16 protein-coding genes are annotated in these 16,449 nt (G+C 72.6%); 9 read left to right on the top strand and 7 right to left on the bottom strand.

The annotated features are described in order from the left end of the window. Window positions 1-92: 92 nt before the first annotated feature. Genes ABTX60_RS32955 through ABTX60_RS32945 form a run of 3 tightly spaced genes read right to left on the bottom strand, consistent with a single transcriptional unit; the run spans window position 93 to window position 3,348 of the window. Window positions 93-1,163 (bottom strand): prenyltransferase/squalene oxidase repeat-containing protein, encoded by a 1,071-nt coding sequence (locus ABTX60_RS32955; RefSeq protein ID WP_352100675.1) that lies wholly within the window; start codon window positions 1,161-1,163, stop codon window positions 93-95. Continuing rightward, a complete protein-coding gene (locus ABTX60_RS32950) occupies window positions 1,160-1,909 on the bottom strand; it encodes a class I SAM-dependent methyltransferase (protein ID WP_352100674.1) in 750 nt (249 codons plus the stop codon). Before ABTX60_RS32950 ends, ABTX60_RS32955 begins: the two co-directional genes overlap by 4 nt. Beyond that, the gene (locus ABTX60_RS32945) at window positions 1,903-3,348 is read right to left on the bottom strand and encodes a glycosyltransferase family 4 protein (RefSeq protein ID WP_352100673.1); all 1,446 of its coding nucleotides are present in this window, start codon (window positions 3,346-3,348) and stop codon (window positions 1,903-1,905) included. The genes ABTX60_RS32950 and ABTX60_RS32945 overlap by 7 nt, the downstream gene beginning before the upstream one ends. 211 nt (window positions 3,349-3,559) lie before the next feature. Here ABTX60_RS32945 and ABTX60_RS32940 point away from each other — a divergent pair, with 211 nt between their 5' ends. Further along, a complete protein-coding gene (locus ABTX60_RS32940; protein ID WP_352100672.1) occupies window positions 3,560-4,219 on the top strand; it encodes a TetR family transcriptional regulator in 660 nt (219 codons plus the stop codon). A gap of 305 nt (window positions 4,220-4,524) precedes the next feature. On the opposite strand, the gene ABTX60_RS32935 is transcribed toward ABTX60_RS32940, so the two are convergent. Then, window positions 4,525-4,755, bottom strand: a complete 231-nt coding sequence (locus tag ABTX60_RS32935) for a ferredoxin (RefSeq protein WP_352100671.1) — start codon at window positions 4,753-4,755, stop codon at window positions 4,525-4,527. Window positions 4,756-4,757: 2 nt separating this feature from the next. Continuing rightward, entirely contained in the window at window positions 4,758-6,209 is a 1,452-nt protein-coding gene (locus tag ABTX60_RS32930) for an aldehyde dehydrogenase (protein ID WP_352100670.1), read from the bottom strand. 160 nt (window positions 6,210-6,369) lie between these two features. On the opposite strand from ABTX60_RS32930, the gene ABTX60_RS32925 reads away from it, so the two are divergent. The 3 genes from ABTX60_RS32925 to ABTX60_RS32915 all read left to right on the top strand — a co-directional run bounded on the left by ABTX60_RS32925 (window position 6,370) and on the right by ABTX60_RS32915 (window position 8,902). Further along, window positions 6,370-7,395 carry a Strvi_7410 family MBL fold metallo-hydrolase gene (locus ABTX60_RS32925; RefSeq protein WP_352100669.1) on the top strand — a complete coding sequence of 342 codons (1,026 nt, stop codon included), beginning with the start codon at window positions 6,370-6,372 and terminating at the stop codon, window positions 7,393-7,395. A gap of 75 nt (window positions 7,396-7,470) precedes the next feature. After that, window positions 7,471-7,938, top strand: a complete 468-nt coding sequence (locus ABTX60_RS32920; RefSeq protein ID WP_352100668.1) for a nuclear transport factor 2 family protein — start codon at window positions 7,471-7,473, stop codon at window positions 7,936-7,938. 58 nt (window positions 7,939-7,996) lie between these two features. Beyond that, window positions 7,997-8,902: a Sco1979 family transcriptional regulator gene (locus tag ABTX60_RS32915; protein WP_352100667.1), complete on the top strand. Its 906-nt coding sequence runs from the start codon at window positions 7,997-7,999 to the stop codon at window positions 8,900-8,902. Window positions 8,903-8,906: 4 nt separating this feature from the next. On the opposite strand, the gene ABTX60_RS32910 is transcribed toward ABTX60_RS32915, so the two are convergent. Together ABTX60_RS32910 and ABTX60_RS32905 are read right to left on the bottom strand one after the other, a co-directional pair. Then, window positions 8,907-9,722: an SAM-dependent methyltransferase gene (locus tag ABTX60_RS32910; protein WP_352100666.1), complete on the bottom strand. Its 816-nt coding sequence runs from the start codon at window positions 9,720-9,722 to the stop codon at window positions 8,907-8,909. A gap of 33 nt (window positions 9,723-9,755) precedes the next feature. Then, on the bottom strand, window positions 9,756-10,436 hold the full coding sequence (locus ABTX60_RS32905; protein WP_352100665.1) for a phosphotransferase: 681 nt from the start codon (window positions 10,434-10,436) through the stop codon (window positions 9,756-9,758). 330 nt (window positions 10,437-10,766) lie between these two features. Between ABTX60_RS32905 and ABTX60_RS32900 the strand changes: the two genes are divergently transcribed. Genes ABTX60_RS32900 through ABTX60_RS32880 form a run of 5 tightly spaced genes read left to right on the top strand, consistent with a single transcriptional unit; the run spans window position 10,767 to window position 16,326 of the window. Then, the gene (locus ABTX60_RS32900) at window positions 10,767-11,993 is read left to right on the top strand and encodes an SCO2321 family membrane protein (RefSeq protein WP_352100664.1); all 1,227 of its coding nucleotides are present in this window, start codon (window positions 10,767-10,769) and stop codon (window positions 11,991-11,993) included. Then, complete coding sequence (locus ABTX60_RS32895; RefSeq protein ID WP_352100663.1) at window positions 11,990-12,637, top strand: SCO2322 family protein; 648 nt, start codon at window positions 11,990-11,992, stop codon at window positions 12,635-12,637. The genes ABTX60_RS32900 and ABTX60_RS32895 overlap by 4 nt, the downstream gene beginning before the upstream one ends. A 40-nt stretch (window positions 12,638-12,677) precedes the next feature. Then, the gene (locus ABTX60_RS32890) at window positions 12,678-13,850 is read left to right on the top strand and encodes an energy-coupling factor transporter transmembrane component T (RefSeq protein WP_502992442.1); all 1,173 of its coding nucleotides are present in this window, start codon (window positions 12,678-12,680) and stop codon (window positions 13,848-13,850) included. Beyond that, window positions 13,847-15,505 (top strand): ABC transporter ATP-binding protein, encoded by a 1,659-nt coding sequence (locus ABTX60_RS32885; RefSeq protein WP_352100661.1) that lies wholly within the window; start codon window positions 13,847-13,849, stop codon window positions 15,503-15,505. Before ABTX60_RS32890 ends, ABTX60_RS32885 begins: the two co-directional genes overlap by 4 nt. Further along, the gene (locus tag ABTX60_RS32880) at window positions 15,502-16,326 is read left to right on the top strand and encodes an ECF transporter S component (RefSeq protein ID WP_352100660.1); all 825 of its coding nucleotides are present in this window, start codon (window positions 15,502-15,504) and stop codon (window positions 16,324-16,326) included. The genes ABTX60_RS32885 and ABTX60_RS32880 overlap by 4 nt, the downstream gene beginning before the upstream one ends. Window positions 16,327-16,449 lie beyond the last annotated feature (123 nt).

The following is a 16,449-nucleotide window of genomic DNA, read 5'->3' as shown; positions in this document are numbered from 1 at the left end:
TCGCCACCATGCACAACCTCGCCATGGCAGGGTGAAACAGCAGGTCAGCCATCACCCAGCCATGCCCGCCGCCAAGCCTTCTGCAACACCCTTTAGGCGCAACAGTCCGACTCCAGCCCCACAGGCAAGTCCGCACCACCGAACACCTGGCACGTAGCCTCATGCCCACCCAACGCGGCGACGGCCAGCAGCAACGACCCCGCGGTCCACGTCGTCAACTCCCGCGGCCAGATCGCCTCGTCGTCGAAGACGTACCCCGTCCAGTACAGCCCGCTCTCCGCATCGCGCAGGTGCTGGATCGACTGCAGGATCTCCAACGCCCGGTCGGACTCCCCCATCGCCCACAACGCGAGGGCGAGTTCGGCCGACTCACCCCCCGTCACCCACGGGTTGGGAACGACACAGCGCACCCCGAGCCCGGGGACGACGAACCGGTCCCAGTCCTCCTCGATCCGGGCCTTCGCCTCCGCACCGGTCAGCGCACCGCCGAGCACCGGGTAGTACCAGTCCATCGAGTACCGGTTCTTGTCGAGGAACCGCTCGGGGTGGTGGCGTATGGCGTGCCGCAGCGCGCCCGCCGCCAACTCCCAGTCCGGTTGCGCCTCTTCGCGCTGCTCGGCGATGGCGAGAGCGCAGCGCAGCGCGTGGTGGATGGAGGAGCTGCCCGTCAGCAGGGCGTCCGCCGTCTCCGTACCGTCGTCGTCGCGCCGCCAGCCGATCTGCCCGCCGGGCTGCTGCAGACGCAGCACGAACTCCACCGCCGCGTACACCGCCGGCCACATCCGGTCCAGGAAGGCGTCGTCGCCGGTGGAGAGGTGGTGGTGCCAGACGCCGACGGCTATGTAGGCGACGAAGTTGGTCTCCCGGCCCCGGTCGGTGACCGCGTCGGCCTCACCGTCGGTGTAGGCGGCGTACCAGGAGCCGTCCTCGTTCTGGTGCCGGGCCAGCCACAGGTAGGCCCGCTCGGCGGCCTCGTGCTCGCCTGCCGTGTCGAGAGCCATGGCCGCCTCGACGTGGTCCCACGGGTCGAGGTGGTGCCCCCGGAACCAGGGGATCGCACCGTCCTCGCGCTGCACGGCGAGGATGCCGGCGACGGTCGCGGCGGCCTCCCCCGCGGTGAGGACCCCGGGCAGGACCAGATGTTCCGTCCGGGGAGTGGTCACGTGGCGTCCGCCCCGGTGTCGGCGAGGCGCGGCAGGTGCGGCTTGGTCGCGTACGCCACGAAGCTCTTGCCGATCAGCGGGTTCAGCGCCTGCTCGGCGACCCGGGTGGCCAGCGGCTTCTTCATGATGTCCCAGACGAGCAGCTTGTGGTACGCCCGCACCGGCAGCGCCTTGTCGTTGTCGACGCCGAACGCGCACTTGAGCCACCAGTAGGGCGAGTGCAGGGCGTGGGCGTGGTGCGTGCCGTAGGGCCGCAGGCCGGCCTCGCGGATCTTCTCCAGCAGTTCGTCCGCCTTGTAGATGCGGATGTGGCCGCCCTCGACCTCGTGGTAGGCGTCGGAGAGGCTCCAGCAGACCTTCTCGGGGCCGTAGCGCGGGACGGTGACGGCGATGCGCCCGCCGGGCTTGAGCACCCGCACCATCTCGGCGAGGACGCCCTTGTCGTCCGGGATGTGCTCCATGACCTCGGAGATGATCACGACGTCGAAGGACTCGTCGGGGAAGGGCAGCGCGAGGGCGTCGCCCTCCATCGCGGTGGCGGTGGCGCCCTCGGGGGCCTCACCGGCCTCCTTCATCGCCGCGAACCACTTCGCGACCTCGCGGATCTCCTCGGCGTTCTGGTCCAGCGCCACGACCTGCGCGCCGCGCCGGTAACACTCGAACGCGTGCCGCCCGGCCCCGCAGCCGAGGTCCAGGACCCGGTCCCCCGGGGCGAGCGGGAACCGGGAGAAGTCGACGGTCAGCACGTGGCCCTGCTTTCGGAGTTGACGCCTTCTACATCTGCCGGGGCTGCGGAGACAGCACCTGCCGGGACTGCGGGGGCTGTGGCCGCAGCACCTGTCGTGGGGGCCGAACGGCCGGAAACCCCCGGCTCGGTGTGATTCCCGGCCCGGTCGATCGCCTCGCGGTACCGGGCCACCGTGCCCTCCGCGGCCCTGGCCCAGGTGAAGTGCCGGAGCACACGCTCCCGTCCGGCCGTGCCGAGGCGGGCGCGCAGGTCCGCGTCGGACAGCAGGCGGCCGAGGCCGGCGGCGAGGGCGTCCGCGTCGCCGGGCGGTACGGCCAGGCACGTCTCCCCGTCGCGGCCGGCGACCTCGGGTATGGCACCGCCGGTCGTGGCGAGCAGGGGCGTGCCCGTCGCCATGGCCTCGGCGGCGGGGAGCGAGAAACCCTCGTAGAGCGACGGCACGCAGGCGACTTGAGCCGAGCGCACCAGGTCGACGAGTTCCGCGTCGGAGATGCCCTTGACGAACTCGACGGCGCCTTCGAGGCCGTACCGCTCCATCGCCTGGGCGACCGGTCCTTCGGTGGGCCGCTTGCCGACGACGACGAGATGGGCGCCGGGGTGCTCGGTCCGTGCCTTGGCGAGCGCCTCGACGAGATGCACCAGGCCCTTCAGCGGCACGTCCGCGCTGGACGTCGTCACGATCCGGCCCGGCACGACCGGCACCGAGGGATCCGGCGAGAAAAGGTCGGTGTCGGCGCCGATGTGGACCACGTGGATGCGGTCCCGCCGAACCCCGAGGTGGTCGATGATCTCCTGCTGTGACGTGCCGGACACGGTGAGCACGGACGGCAGCCGGCGCGCGACGCGCTTCTGCATGCGCGTGAAGGCGTACCAGCGCCGCACCGACAGGCGCCGCTTGCGTCCGTCCGCCGCGTCCAGCTCCAGCTGCCGGTCGACGGTGATGGGGTGGTGGATGGTCGTCACCAGGGGCGCGCCGACATCGCCCAGCAGGCCGTAGCCGAGGGTCTGGTTGTCGTGCACGACGTCGAACTCACCGCGGCGGGCGCGCAGATGGCGGCGGGCGCGCAGCGAGAACGTCAGGGGTTCCGGGAAACCGCCCGTCCACATCGTCGCGACTTCCAGCGCGTCGATCCAGTCGCGGTACTCCCCGCGCCCGGGTGTGCGGAAAGGATCCGGCTGGCGGTACAGGTCGAGGCTGGGCAGCTCGGTGAGACTCAGCCCGTCGTGGCCCTCGTCGAGGACGGGGTACGGCTGGGAGCCGATGACCTCGACCCGGTGGCCGAGGCGGGCCAGTTCGCGCGAGAGGTGCCGGACGTAGACGCCCTGGCCGCCACAGAACGGGTTCCCTTTATAGGTGAGGAGCGCGATGTTGAGCGGTCGCAAGCCGTCGGCAGCGAGGGCCTGTGGAGCCCCGGCCTCCCTGGCCTCAGCGGTCACTCCGGGCCCCCTTCTCCCTGCACTGTCCCGCGAGATTACGCCGGGACGCTAATCTAGAACAAGTTTCAGACTTGATCGTTCGGAGGCTCTGAATCTACCGGCAGGTAAGGGAGCTGTGAGCAGTGGATCAGGTGATTCACGCCACGACCGGGCCCGTGCCATGCTGTGTGATCACTCGTCCTCACGGACGGTCACGGAACGGGACCGACACATGCCCGCGGAAGCCAAGGTGAGCGCCAAGGTGAACAAGCCGGCCAAGGTGGAAGCCAGAGCGGCAGCCCCCGCCTCCCCGCCCCTCACGGAGCGGCAGGAGGCCCGCCGTCGCCGCATCCTGCACGCGAGTGCGCAGCTGGCCAGCCGGGGCGGCTTCGACGCCGTGCAGATGCGGGAGGTCGCGGAGTCCTCCCAGGTGGCGCTCGGCACGCTGTACCGCTACTTCCCGTCCAAGATCCACCTGCTGGTCGCCACGATGCAGGACCAGTTGGAGCACATGCACGGCACACTGCGGAAGAAGCCGCCGCAGGGCGAGACCGCGGCCGAGCGCGTCGCGGAGACGCTGATGCGGGCCTTCCGGGCGTTGCAGCGCGAGCCGCATCTGGCGGATGCGATGGTGCGCGCGCTGACGTTCGCCGACCGCAGCGTGAGCCCGGAGGTCGACCAGGTCTCCCGCCAGACGACGGCGATCATCCTGGATGCGATGGGTCAGGAGAACCCGACCCCGGAGCAGCTCTCGGCGGTCCGGGTCATCGAGCACACCTGGCACTCGGCGCTGGTCACCTGGCTGTCGGGCCGGGCCTCGATCGCCCAGGTGAAGATCGACATCGAGACGGTGTGCCGCCTGATCGACCTGACGGCGCCCGCCGCCCCGTGAGCGCCGCAGGCCCCGGGCGCGGAAAGGACCGCCTGGGCACGCGAAGGACCTACGAGACGGGTTCCCTTCGCCGGCATGGTCCGGATCAGGTGATGGGGGTCGCCTTCCGGTCGCCCGGCCTTTCGGCCCTGCGCCCTTCCGGCCTCTCAGCCCTACCGTCGCAGTCGGCACCCGCGGAAGCTCGAACTTCACTTCCCGCCGACGTCGGCTACTCCGGTCGGACTCCCTCACTCGCCTCGTAGGCCGATTTCCAGGATAAAACGCCCGAAAGGGAATGACACCCCTCAATCCATGATTTTTAGGCGTCATTCCTCCGGCGGGAACACCGCCTCCCCGCTGCTCAGCGTGATCACGATCGCCTCCGCCGGGCAGCACTCGGCCGCCTCCAGCACCCGCTCGTTCGCGTCCATGTCGGGGGCTGCCGGCCGGGACTGGCGGGCGGCGTCCAGACGGAATCCGTCCGGCGCGTGGTGGAGGCACTGCGCGGAGCCGATGCACAGGGAGCGGTCGACCTCGACGTGCCAGCGGTCACCCATCGCTACCCCTGCGCCGGGAGGTGGATCATCTTGTGCTCCAGGTACTCGCCGTACCCCTCGGGCCCGAACTCCCGCCCCAGGCCGGAGTTCTTGTAGCCGCCGAAGGGGCCCAGCATGTCCAGGCTGAAGGTGTTGACGGAGTACGTGCCCGTGCGGACCTGCCGGGCGATGTCGATGCCGTGCTCGACGTCCGCCGTCCAGACGCTGCCGCTCAGCCCGTAGTCGGAGTCGTTGGCGATCTTCACGGCGTCGGACTCGTCGTCGTAGGGCAGCAGGCAGATGACCGGGCCGAAGATCTCCTCGCGGGCGATGCGCATGGAGTTGTCGACGTCGCCGAAGAGGGTCGGTTCGACGTACCAGCCCCGGTCGAGGCCGGCCGGGCGTCCGCCGCCGGTGAGGATCTTGGCGCCCTCCTCCTGGCCGATGCGGATGTAGTCGAGGTTGCGCTGCTGCTGGCGCCGGGCCACCAGCGGGCCCACCTGGGTGGCCGGGTCCAGCGGGTCGCCGACCGTCAGGGCGCCGGCCGCGGCGGCGAGGGCGTCGGCGAACTCGTCGTAGCGGGAGCGCGGCAGGAGGATGCGGGTCTGGGCGACGCAGGCCTGCCCGTTGTTCATCCATGCCGCGGGGGCGATGCCCGCGACGGCCGTCTCGACGTCCGCGTCGGGCAGGACGACGGCGGCGGACTTGCCCCCCAGTTCGAGCGTCACGCGGGTGAGGTTGCGGGCGGCGACCTCCATCACGCGCTTGCCGGCCGCGACCGACCCGGTGAAGGACACCTTGTCGACGCCGGGGTGCCCGACCAGGTACTCGCTGACGTCCCGGTCGGCGGGCAGGATCGACAGCACGCCCTCCGGCAGCCCGGCCTCGCGCGCGATCTCGCCGAGCAGGTAGGCGTCGAGCGGCGACTCGGGTGAGGGCTTGAGGACGACCGTGCAGCCGGTGAGCAGGGCCGGGGCGAGCTTGGCGGCGGCGACGAACTGCGGGACGTTCCAGGGGACCACGGCGGCCACGACCCCGACGGGCTCGCGCCGCACGAGGATCTTGCCGAGCACCCCGTCGCGCCGCTCCTCGTGGGTGAAGTTCCTCGCTACGGTGATCGCCGAGTCCCAGACCATCACCGCGCCGAGGGCCTGGGCGAGGACGCTCCAGGAGTACGGCGAGCCGTTCTGGGCGGAGATCACGCGGGCGATCTCGTCATGCCGGATGGTGATGGCGTCCTTGATCCGGCCGACGACCTCGATGCGCTCGTCGAGGCTCATGCGCGGCCAGGGCCCCTCGTCGAACGCGCGCCGCGCCGCCGCCACGGCCCGGTCCACATCCGCCGTCGAGGCGTGCGGGACGCGTCCGATGACCTCCTCGGTGTGCGGCGAGACCACCTCGATGACGTCCTGGCCCAGGGGGTCGGTCAACTCCCCGCCGATGAAAAGCTGTCCGTGTTCCACGAGCTCGGTCATGGCCGACTGCCTCCCCGGGAGCGTTCTCTGACGGTTCATCAGATACGCCCACTGATACCAGCCCCGCCCCGAGGAGTCCACGGACCGCGCACCACACGGAGACTCCTCGCTGGAACCCGTTCTAGTTATAGTGGCGGGAAGCCGGCGACGGGGGACCCCCATGACACAGGTGACCGACCACGGCGGAGGCGTCCGGTCGCTCCGGGTCCCCATCCCGGACAACCCGCTCGGCCACACGCTGGTGTACGTCGTCGACACCGACCGCGGCCCCGTGCTGATCGACACCGGCTGGGACGACCCGGACTCCTGGGACACCCTCGCGCGGGGCCTCACGGCCTGCGGCACCTCGGTCACCGAGATCCACGGCGTGGTCGTCACCCACCACCACCCGGACCACCACGGCCTGTCCGGCCGGGTCCGGGAGGCGTCCGGTGCGTGGATCGCGATGCACGCGGCGGACACCGCGGTCGTACGGCGGACCCGGGAGGCCCGCCCCGAGCGGTGGTACGCGTACATGACGGCCAAACTCGCCGCGGCCGGTGCGCCCGAGGAGCACCTCGCACCCCTGCGCCGGGCCCGGCCCCGCACCCTGCCCGGCCTCTCCCCCGCCCTGCCCGACCGCGACATCGTCCCCGGCGAACTCCTCGGCCTCCCCGGCCGCCGGCTGCGCGCGATCTGGACCCCGGGGCACACGCCCGGCCACGTCTGCCTCCACCTGGAGGAGACCCATCCGGCGCAACTCCCGGGCCGGGGCCGCCTGTTCTCCGGCGACCACCTGCTGCCCGGGATCACCCCGCACATCGGCCTCTACGAGGACCCGGACGACGCCACCGTGACCGACCCCCTGGGTGACTACCTCGACTCCCTGGAACGTGTGGGCCGCCTGGCACCCGCGGAGGTACTCCCGGCCCACCAGCACCCGTTCCCCGACGCCGCCGCCCGCGTACGCGCCCTCCTCACCCACCACGAGGCCCGCCTCACGGACCTGCTGGCCCTGCTCGCCGAGCCCCTCACCCCCTGGCAGATCGCCGAACGGATGGAGTGGAACCGCCCCTGGGACCAGATCCCCTACGGCTCCCGCACCATCGCCGTCTCGGAGGCGGAGGCGCACCTGCGGCGGCTGGTGAAGCTGGGGCGGGCGGAGGCGGTGCCGGGGAGCGAGCCGGTGACGTACGTGGCGGTGTGAAGGTCGCGCGAGCAAGGGGCGACGCGAGGTGCGATTCCCGTCGCGGGGCGGGCCGGAAGGGTGCTAAAAACTCCTATGGACCCCATGGAGCGCCTCCTCGCCGAGCGCGCCTGCGAGCGTCTGATCCTCGACTTCGTCCACCGGCTCGACCTCGGCGAACCCTCCTCCGTAGCCGGGCTGTTCACGGAGGACGGCGTCTGGCAGTGGCCACTGGACGGGCGGCTGGTCAAGGGCCGCGACGCGCTGCGTGCGTACTTCGGGTCCCGTCCGGCCGACCGGCTGTCCCGACGCATGATGTCCAACGTCCTCGTCACGGTGACATCGCCGGTCACGGCCGGGGCTGTCTCCTACTTCACGACGTACCGCGTCGACGGCTACGAGGGCGGTGTCGTCCCGGCCGGGCCGCCGGTCCAGATCGGGCACTACGAGGACACGTTCCACCGCGTCGGCGACGGGACCTGGCTGCTCGCCTCACGGACCCTCCACCTTCCCTTCGGCGGGCCCACACCCCGCCCGAACCTGCCTGCTTCACAAGGCCCTTGACGCTGCCGGGCGCCCCCTAGGATGGTCGAACGCAACGCTCGCACCGGGAGAGACGCCCATGGGCACCGACGAAGCCGCAGACCGGTCCACCGGAAGCGGGGTCCTGGACGGCCGGTCGGCCGGGCCCATGGTGCCTCGGCTGGCCCTGGGGGCCCGGCTGCGCGGGCTGCGGGAGGAGCAGGGCATCGGCCGGGCGGACGCGGGGCATGTCATCCGCGCCTCTCCCTCCAAGATCAGCCGGATGGAGGCGGGCCGCCACGGCTTCAAACTGCGCGACGTCGCCGATCTGCTGACGCTCTACGGCGTCACGGACGAGGCCGAGCGCGCCACCCTGCTGGCGCTGGCCGAGCAGGCCAACACCCCCGCCTGGTGGCGGTCCTACAGCGATGTCGTGCCCGCCTGGGCGCAGACCTATCTCGGGGCCGAACAGGCGGCGAGTCTCATCCGTTGCTTCCGGGTCCAGCGCGTTCCCGGCCTGCTGCAGACCGCCGACTACGCGCGGGCCGCCGTCCGGCTCGCGCACCCGGACGCCAGTGCGGCGGAGACCGACCGCCGGGTGGCGCTGCGGATGGCACGCCGGCGGATTCTGCACCGGCAGCCGGCGACCCGGCTGTGGGCCGTGATCGACGAGGCGGCGCTGCGTCGCCCCGTGGGCGGCATCCGCGTGATGCGGGAGCAGCTCAGGCATCTCATCGACAGCTGCCGGCTGCCGCACGTCACGGTGCAGATCCTGCCGTTCAGCGCCGGCGCGCACGCCGCGGAGGGCGGTTCGGTCACCATTCTGCGGCTGCCCGGCGGGCAGTTGCCCGACGTGGTCTACCTGGAGCAGCTCACCGGCGCCCTCTACCCCGACCGGCCGGCCGAGATCGAGTGCTACTGGGACGCGATGAACCGGCTGGTGGTCGAAGCCGAGTCGCCCGACGAGACTCCGACCGTCCTGCACCGCATCCTTCAGGAGACCTGAGGGCTCAGTTCTTGCGGGCGACGCCGCCGTACTGGTGGACTTCGGCCGGGAGACCCAGGGCCGCCGCGTCGGGACGCCAGCGCGAGCAGGACGCCACGCCCGGTTCGAGCAGCTCCAGACCGTCGAAGTAGCGCGCGATCTGCTCGGGGCTGCGCAGGATGTACGGGATCGAACCGCCGTCGTTGTACGTCTGGATGGCCCGGACGTAGTCCTCACTGGTGTCGGTGGAGTCGTACTGCACCAGGTAGCTGCCGGGCGGCAGGGCGTCCACCAGCCGCCGGACGATCGAGCGGGCCTCGTCGTGGTCCTCGATGTGGCCGAGGATGCCCATCAGCATGAGGGCGACGGGCCGGTCGAAGTCGAGTGTCTTCGCGGCTTCCCGGACGATGGCGCCGGGCTCGCGCAGGTCGGCGTCCACGTAGTTGGTGACGCCTTCCGGCGTGCTGGTGAGCAGGGCGCGGGCGTGGGCCAGCACCAGCGGGTCGTTGTCGACGTAGACGATCCGGCTCTCCGGCGCCACCCGCTGGGCGATCTGATGGGTGTTGTCCACGTTGGGCAGGCCGGTGCCGATGTCCAGGAACTGGCGGATGCCCTCTTCGGCGGCGAGGTGGCGCACGGCGCGGGCGAGGAAGTAACGGGCGGCGCGGGCCCCGGTCTCGATACCGGGGAACACCTCGCGGAACGCGTCACCGGCGACCCGGTCGACTTCGTAGTTGTCCTTGCCGCCCAGCCAGTAGTTCCAGATCCGGGCCGAGTGCGGCACCGAGGTGTCGATCTTGAGGAACGGCTCCTGCTCGGTTTTCTCCACCGGGTCGGTCATGGACGCTCCTGCGTGTGATCGGGGCTCCCCACGTTAGCCCTTCCGTCCCCGAAAGAGGATCAACTCCTCTGCGGATCGCAGCAGTTCGACTTCCGCCTCACTCATCGCCGGACTCACGCCCCGGCGACGCAGCGCCTCGGCCAGAGCCGGGCGGGTGAGCGGGCACGGGCCGGTGAGGAGAGCGGTCAGCATGGCGTCGGCGGGTGCGGAAAGGGCGTCTCCGGCGACGGCGGCCTGCGCGAGGATCACCGCGGTCGCCGCCCAGTCCAGCCCCGGGTCGCCCTCCTCCGCGTCGGACCAGTCGATGACGCGGGGGCCGTCGGCGGTGAGGATCACGTTCTCCGGGTGCAGGTCCAGGTGGAGGACGCTGACGGCCGGGTCGGCGGAGCGCGGGGCGGGGACGGCGTGCAGGTCGCGCAGCAGCCGGGCGAGAACGAAGCCCGCCTCGGTCACGTCGAGGGCGCCCGCCAGGCAGGCCTGGAGCATGGTCGGGCCGGAGAGCCGTTCCATCACCAGGTCGGAGCGCGAACCGGCCGGGCGGACCCGCGGCACCGGATACCCGTGGGCGCGCACGTGCTCCATCAACGCGCCCTCGGCCACCGCGTCTCCCCCGCCGTCCCGCTCACGGCGCAGCACCCACGCCTCGTCGATCTCGTACACATCGGCACGACGCCCGGAGCCGAGCAGCCTTCCCGGTGGCGGTGTGGTCGGCATGGAGGGAAGCTACCCCGCCCGCCCGGCACCCCCTCGGCCCGTTTCCTACGTGCGGGTACAGTAAGCGGGTCGTCATCACACCGTACGGGGGGAAGCCGGTGCAATTCCGGCGCTGACCCTTCCCCAAGCTCTCGACTTCGCTCGAGCAGGGGAGACCCCTCTCGTGAACCGTCGCCCAGACGGTGAGCCGGATCGCCGCGTACGGTTCGTGACCGGCTCGCGTGCCCGGCAGCCCGCCGGTGCGCGGCACCGTCGAGGTATACGGAGCCGAGCCGCCCGGGGGTGCCCCGCGCTGCCCGGCTCCCCCACAGGGAGAGGCACCCGCCGATCATGAACGTCCGCCGCAGCGCCGCGGTCCTGGCCGCCGTCGCCGTGATCGGCGCCGCCACCCCGGCCGCCGCCGCCCCGTCCCCGTCGCCCTCCCAGGCGTTCCCCTCCGCCCTGTACGGCGGCACCGACCCGAAGTACGACGGGGTCTGGCGGCAGTCCCTCGCCCTGCTCGCGCAGGACACGGTCGGAGTGAAGCCGGCGGCCAAGTCCGTGCAGTGGCTGGCCCGTCAGCAGTGCGCGGACGGTTCTTTCGCCTCGTACCGCCCCGACCCCACCACCGCGTGCGACGCCAAGACCATGCGGGACACCAACGCCACGTCCGCCGCCGTCCAGGCCCTGGCCGCGCTCGGCGGACACGACGACGTCACCGGCAAGGCCGTCGACTGGCTGAAGTCCGTCCAGAACAAGGACGGCGGCTGGGGCTACTCGCCCGGCGGCGCCAGTGACACCAACTCGACGTCGGTCGTCATAGGCGCGCTCGCCGCCGCGGGCGAGAAGCCCGGCCGGGCCGAGAAGGACGGCAAGTCGCCCTACGACGCGCTGCTGAAGCTCGCCCTGCCCTGCGGCGGGGACGGCGGCGGTGCCTTCGCGTTCCAGCCGGACAAGAAGGGCGAGCTCGCGCCCAACGCGGACGCGACGGCGGCGGGCGTACTGGGCGCGCTGGGCAAGGGCATGGTCGTCGAGGCCGGCGACAAGGCCGGCGAGAAGTCCGACGCGAGCTGTGCGAAGGCCGGGACGCCGGAGCAGGCCGCGGCCAACGGGGCCGCCTACCTCACCACCGCCCTCGCCAAGGACGACGGGCATCTCATGTCCGCCCTGGCCGGTGCCGAGCCCCAGCCCGACTACGGCAACACCGCCGACGCCGTCGTCGCGCTCGCCGCGCTCGGTGAGACCGCGCAGGCAGGGAAGTCCGTGCGGTGGCTGGAGAAGAACTCCACGTCCTGGGCCGCCCGGAGCGGTCCGGCCGCCTACGCCCAGCTGATCCTCGCCGCCCACGCGACGGGCACGAACCCGCGCGACTTCGGCGGTGCCGACCTCGTCAAGCAGCTGGGCGCGACGGGCCCGGCCCCGCAGACCGCCGGGAAGACCGAGACCAGGGCCTCGGACGAGAAGGAGGACTCCGGCTCCGACTTCTTCGGCATCTGGTGGTACGTCGGCGTCTGCCTGGTCGCCGGCATCGGCATCGGCTTCCTGTTCACCGGCCGCAAGAAGCAGCAGCAGCTGTGATCCGCCGGGTCCTCCTGCTCCTCCTGGCCTCGCTCCTGCCGTGCGCGGGCGCGGGCCAGGCCCAGGCCGCCGGTTACCGGTACTGGTCGTTCTGGGAGCGCGACGCCGGCCACTGGGTCTACGCCACCCAGGGCCCGTCCCAGGCCCGCCCCTCGGACGGTGACGTCCAGGGCTTCCGCTTCGCGGTGAGCGAGGGCTCCGCGGACGCGGCCCGGCCGCGAGGCAAGGCCGACTTCGCGACGATCTGCGCGAAGACGCCCGCGCGGGACGGCAGCAAGCGAGTGGCCCTGGTCCTCGACTTCGGCACCCCGTCGGACGCACCCGACGGCGAAACCCCGCCCGCCGCCCGCACGGCCTGCGCCCGGGTCTCCCCCGACGCGACGACGGCCGAGGCCCTGGCGTCGGTCGCCAAGCCGCTGCGCTACGACACGAACGCCCTGCTGTGCGCGATCTCGGGCTATCCGGAGCAGGGCTGCGGCGAGCAGATCCAGCGAGGTCGGAAGGAAGGGGAGGAGAAGGGGAAGCCGGCAGCACGGACGGACACCCCGTCGGACGGCGGCCCGTCCCTCGGCCTGGTCGCGGGTATCGCCGTGGTGGTGGTCCTGGGCGGCGCGGCGATCTGGCAGGTACGACGGCGTGGATAACCGTCCCGCCCAGCCCGCGGGCAGTCGTGCCGCCGGGGCGATGGGGGTCCCCCCTGCTGGAGCGAAGCCGAGAGCTCGGGGGAGGGTGGGCGCAGGCGGCACCCCGCAGCGCCGGGTTGCGCACCCACCCCGGCCCGGGCGCCAACGCCGCGCCCAACTGCACCCCGGGGCCTGGTGGCTCTGGGCGCTCGCCCTCGGCACCGCGGCCACCCGCACCACCAACCCCCTGCTCCTCGCCCTCCTCATCACGGTCTCCGCCTACGTCGTGGCCACCCGCCGCCCCGACACTCCCTGGTCCCGCTCGTACGGCGCCTTCGTGAAACTCGCCCTCGCCGTGATCCTCGTCCGCCTGCTCTTCGCGACCGTCCTCGGCTCCCCCATCCCGGGCACCCACACCCTTCTCACCCTCCCCGAGCTTCCCCTCCCCTCCTGGGCCCAGGGCATCCGCCTCGGTGGTGAGGTGACCGCGGAGGCCCTCACCTTCGCCCTGTACGACGGACTGAGACTGGCCACGCTGCTCATCTGCGTCGGTGCAGCGAACGCCCTCGCCAACCCCGCCCGCCTGCTGAAGTCCCTGCCGGGCGCCCTGTACGAGCTGGGCGTCGCGGTCGTCGTCGCCCTCACCTTCGCCCCGAACCTCATCGCCGACGTCCAGCGGCTGCGCGCCGCCCGCCGCCTGCGCGGCCGCCCGGACAGGGGCCTCAGGGGCCTGCTGCAGGTGGGGCTGCCCGTCCTGGAGGGCGCGCTGGAGCGGTCGGTCTCCCTGGCCGCCGCGATGGACGCCCGCGGCTACGGCCGTACCGCCCGGGTCCCGCCCGCCGTGCGCCGTACCACCGCCGCCCTCACCCTCGGCGGCCTGCTGGGCGTCTGCGCGGGGACGTACGGCCTCCTCACGGCCGAGGGCGCCGGCTACGGCCTGCCCATGCTCCTCGCGGGTCTCACCGCCGCCCTCGCGGGTCTGAAGCTCGGCGGCCGCCGGTCGCTGCGCACCCGCTACCGCCCGGACCGCTGGGACGTGCGCGCCTGGCTGGTCGTCGGCTCCGGCGTCGCGGTCGCGGCCCTGCTCGCCCTCGCCGGAGCCCGCGACCCCGCGGCCCTGCACCCGGGCGTGGTCCCCCTGGTCACCCCCGCCCTCCCGCTCTGGCCGGCCGCGGCCGTACTCCTCGGCCTGCTGCCCGCGTTCGTCGCCCCCGATCCGAAGGAGCCGTCGTGATCCGCTTCGAGGATGTCTCCGTGACCTACGACGGGGCCGACGGGCCCACCGTGCGGGGCGTCGACTTCGAGGTCCCGGAAGGCGAACTAGTCCTGCTGGCGGGCCCGTCCGGCGTGGGCAAGTCCACGGTGCTCGGCGCGGTCAGCGGACTCGTGCCGCACTTCACCGGCGGAACCCTGCGCGGCCGGGTCACGGTCGCCGGCCGCGACACCCGCACCCACAAGCCGCGCGAACTGGCCGACATCGTGGGCACGGTCGGCCAGGACCCGCTCGCCCACTTCGTCACCGACACCGTCGAGGACGAACTCGCCTACGGCATGGAGTCGCTGGGCCTCGCCCCGGACGTGATGCGCCGCCGCGTCGAGGAGACGCTCGACCTGCTCGGTCTCGCCGGCCTGCGGGACCGCCCGATCGCCACCCTCTCCGGCGGCCAGCAGCAGCGCGTCGCGATCGGCTCGGTTCTCACCCCGCACCCGAGCGTCCTCGTCCTGGACGAGCCGACCTCCGCGCTCGACCCGGCGGCCGCCGAGGAGGTGCTGGCCGTCCTCCAGCGGCTCGTCCACGACCTCGGCACGACGGTCCTCATGGCCGAACACCGCCTGGAACGCGTCATCCAGTACGCCGACCAGGTCGTCCTCCTGCCCGGCCCGTGCTCCGCCCCGGTCCTGGGCCCCCCGGCCGAGGTGATGGCCGTGTCCCCGGTGTACCCACCGGTGGTGGCCCTGGGCCGCCTCGCCGGCTGGACCCCCCTCCCCCTGACGGTCCGCGACGCCCGCCGCAGGGCAGGAGATCTCAAGCGAGAGCTGGAAAGCGCCTTTCTCGAGGGGCGCGGGGAACTGCGTGACAAGCCACAGACCCGCGGCACCCGCAAGCGCTCCGAACAACCCACCCCCATAGGCGAGGTACGAGCCCTCTCGGTCACCCGCGGCCGCGTCCCAGCCCTGCACCATATCGACCTGACCATCACCCCCGGCGAGACCATCGCCCTCATGGGCCGCAACGGCGCCGGAAAATCCACCCTCCTCAACACCCTGGTCGGCCTCGTCAAGCCCAGCTCCGGAACCGTCCACCTCGGCGACGCCACACCCCACCGCACCGCACCGAAGGACCTCGTCCGCAAGGTCGGCCTGGTCCCGCAGGAGCCCCGCGACCTGCTCTGCGCCGACACGGTCGCCGCCGAATGCGCCGCGGCCGACAAGGACGCGGGCGCGGCCCCCGGCACCTGCCGGGCCCTGGTCTCCGAATTGCTGCCGGGCGTCACGGACGACACCCACCCCCGCGACCTCTCGGAGGGGCAGCGGCTCGCGCTCGCCCTGGCCGTGGTGCTGACGGCCCGGCCCCCGCTGCTCCTGCTGGACGAGCCCACCCGCGGCCTGGACTACGCGGCGAAGGCCCGGCTGGTGGCGGTGCTGCGCTCGCTGGCCGCCGAGGGGCACGCCATCGTCCTGGCCACGCACGACGTGGAGCTGGCCGCCGAGCTCGCCCATCGGGTGGTGCTGCTCGCCGAGGGCGAGGTGATCGCGGACGGCCCGACGGCCGAGATCGTGGTCTCATCGCCGTCCTTCGCCCCGCAGGTCACCAAGATCCTGGCGCCCCAGCACTGGCTCACGGTCTCCCAGGTCCGCGCGGCGCTTCACTCCGGAGCCCGCTCGTGAACCCCCAGAAGCAAGCCCGGGCCGTCCGCCTCGGCCCCCGCTCCGTCGCCGCCCTGATCCTCGTCAGCGCCGTGGGCGTCGTCGGCGTCGGCTGGCCGTTCCTGACCCCGCCCACCTCGCGGCTCAGCGCCCACGCCCAGGACGCGCCCTGGCTCTTCGCGGGCCTGCTGGTACTGCTCGTCGCGGTGGTGGCGGCGGCGATCTCGGAGTCCGGTCTCGGCCCGAAGGCGGTTGCGATGCTGGGGGTGCTGGCCGCCACGGGGGCCGCCCTGCGGCCGATCGGCGCCGGTACCGCCGGTATCGAGCCGATGTTCTTCCTGATGGTGCTGAGCGGCCGGGTCCTCGGGCCGGGCTTCGGGTTCGTCCTCGGCTCGGTGACCATGTTCGCGTCCGCGCTGCTCACGGGCGGGGTCGGCCCCTGGATGCCGTTCCAGATGCTGGCGATGGGCTGGTTCGCGATGGGCGCGGGTCTGCTGCCCGGCCCGGACCGGCTGCGGGGCCGGGCCGAGCTCGCGCTGCTCGCCGGTTACGGCTTCCTCGCCGCGTTCGCCTACGGCACGGTGATGAACCTGGCGGGCTGGCCCTTCATGAGCGCCCTCGCCTCGAACGTCGCCTTCGACCCGCAGGCCGCGGTCGCCGCGAACCTGGCCCGCTTCTTCGCCTACTGCCTGGCTACCTCGCTCGGCTGGGACCTGGGCCGCGCCGTCGTCACGGTCGTCCTGACGCTCCTCCTCGGCGCCGCCGTCCTCAGGGCGCTGCGGCGCGCCACGCGCCGGGCCGCCTTCGAGACGCCGGTCACCTTCGAGACGCCCGCGACGTGAAGCCCCCCACATGACCCGTGTCACGTACGAAGCGAGGCCGTAGACACGAGCCCCAGGTCACACGTGCTCACCCATCCCCCACATGCGGCCGAACCTAGTACGAGGAGTCTTTGCGGGCGCGGC

It is taken from the genome of Streptomyces sp. NPDC126510, assembly GCF_040302345.1.
Taxonomy (GTDB): domain Bacteria; phylum Actinomycetota; class Actinomycetes; order Streptomycetales; family Streptomycetaceae; genus Streptomyces.
The sequence above is the reverse complement of the archived record's forward strand: the minus strand, read 5'-3'. Positions and strand labels throughout refer to the sequence as shown.